Source organism: Natrinema limicola JCM 13563 (assembly GCF_000337475.1).
GTDB lineage: Archaea > Halobacteriota > Halobacteria > Halobacteriales > Natrialbaceae > Natrinema > Natrinema limicola.
Genome location: NZ_AOIT01000076.1, coordinates 1 through 1898, shown reverse-complemented (window position 1 = coordinate 1898; position 1898 = coordinate 1). Strand labels below are relative to the sequence as shown.

Sequence of the window (1898 nt, the reverse complement as noted above, 5' to 3'; positions counted from 1 at the left end):
CGGTCGGTCCCACCGCGAGGTGAGAGGTGCCGGGTGGGGTCCCCCTAGACACCGTTATAGGTCCCTGTGGTGGGTGGTGGGGTCGGTTCGATTTTCGGCGACCCTTGCGCCGTCCTGCGATTAGGGAGCGGAGGGGCGAGTGATTGTGGTGGGAGAATCGCAAGACGGCGGTAAGTTGTGGCGGTTCAGACAGGGGTATCCTTACGCCGTCCTGCGATTGTACGGATAGGGCCGGGATTCGACAGGGGGAAGAATCGCAAGACGGCGGTAAGTTGTGATGGGTGATACTCCGGGGCGATCGGCGACCCCTGCGCTGTCATGCGGTTTCGGGTTCTGTCTGGCTATGGTTAGAACTGCTAATAACAATATGTGGGCGTGTTGGTAGTATCGGGATAGGTAGATGTTCTGCCGGGGTGAAAGGTCAGTATTCTTTAAGGGGCTAGTCGTTCTCGTCGCAGTCAAAGCTACGCAACGTGAGTGAATGCCCGGAGAAGGCCCGGGCGACGGACGATTCCACCGGACGCGATTTGTGGCAGAATCGCCCGGTGGAAACCTCTTGGCCGGAGGGTTCGTCCTCGCTCTGTCCTCTCTCAGCCGAGTCAGTAAGTGTTTCGACGGTTCACGGAAACGCTCGGTCTGGACGACTAAGCGCCGATCCACCGCAAGGATCGGGCGATCTTGATTTGCCCGAGAGCCGGCGTACCCGGCTCGAGGGCCGCCCGATCCGCACGCCCCCGACCGGCGGGAGGGGGCTATCTTGTGCGGTGGCGGTGCGGCGGCGGTGCGGTCTTTACTCGACGCTAGTTAGAACAACTCAAGAGCCGCTATGCTTCGCCAATTCAGGCGTTCCACCGTGCGGTGCGGTAGAAGACGTGCCGGTGGCTATGGTGCGGTGCGGTGCCACCGGCTCGTCTTCGTCGCGGTCGTCGGATAGTGCCGCCCCAGCTGGGCCGGACGTGCTGTCGGGCCACTCGTGGAGCAGCTCGCGATCGCGTCGGTCGGGGTGGTCGGAGTGAGCGCGGATCCCGTCGACGGCGAGGTCGAGTTGGATGAGCAGTCACGGCTCGGTCGGGACTGGGATTGCGGGCCGGATCGGGAGCGGCCGGACTGCCGGAAGGACTTGGCGCACCTGAAGTACCAGACAGAATCGGGGGAACAGGCGTCGTACCGTTGCGGTTCGTGGGACTGCGAGTGTTGCGGCCACCGGCTGAGGATGGGACTGATCGAGGAGATAGAACGGATCACGGAGGAGCGCCCGGAGATGCGTCGGTTCCTGACGCTCACAGTGGACCGCAGAGCGCCCGCGTCGAAGGAGGAGAAGCACGAGTACATCACCGATCGGTGGAACGCGCTGAGGACGGAACTGAGGGACCGCTATCCAAACCTGTCGTATCTGTGGGTGCGGCACGAGGGAGACGAGCGGGACCGGCCGCACCTGCACCTGCTCGTGGATCGGTTCCTGCCGCAGCGGGAACTGTCGCAGTTGGCCGAGCGCGTCGGCCTCGGCCGGGTGGTGGACATCCGGCGGGTGGACGCACGGAACGCGGCGCACTACATCAGTGCGTACCTCGGTCGTGGCTCGCTGTCGTTCCTGCCGTCGGGGTCGCGGCGGTACGGATCTAGCGCCGACGTCGATCTCGATCCACGCGATCCGGGCGGCGACGATCGTGACGGCAGTGCGCTCGAGGAGGACTGGTCACTGATGGCGTGGGATCCGATCGTCGAGGACTGGGTGTCGGCTGCGTCGGGAGACTTCCGGCGCGACGAGGATAGAGGACCGCCACCAGACTAGATCGGTCGGTCCCACCGCGAGGTGAGAGGTGCCGGGTGGGGTCCCCCTAGACACCGTTATAGGTCCCTGTGGTGGGTGGTGGGGTCGGTTCGATTTTCGGCGACCC

General features: G+C 64.4%; 1 protein-coding gene. It reads left to right on the top strand.

Annotation, left to right across the window (positions count from 1 at the left end; all coding sequences use genetic code 11):
* Nucleotides 1-973 precede the first annotated feature (973 nt).
* Nucleotides 974-1792 (top strand): rolling circle replication-associated protein, encoded by an 819-nt coding sequence (locus C476_RS16530; RefSeq protein ID WP_004045523.1) that lies wholly within the window; start codon nucleotides 974-976, stop codon nucleotides 1790-1792.
* The last annotated feature ends 106 nt before the right edge of the window (nucleotides 1793-1898 follow it).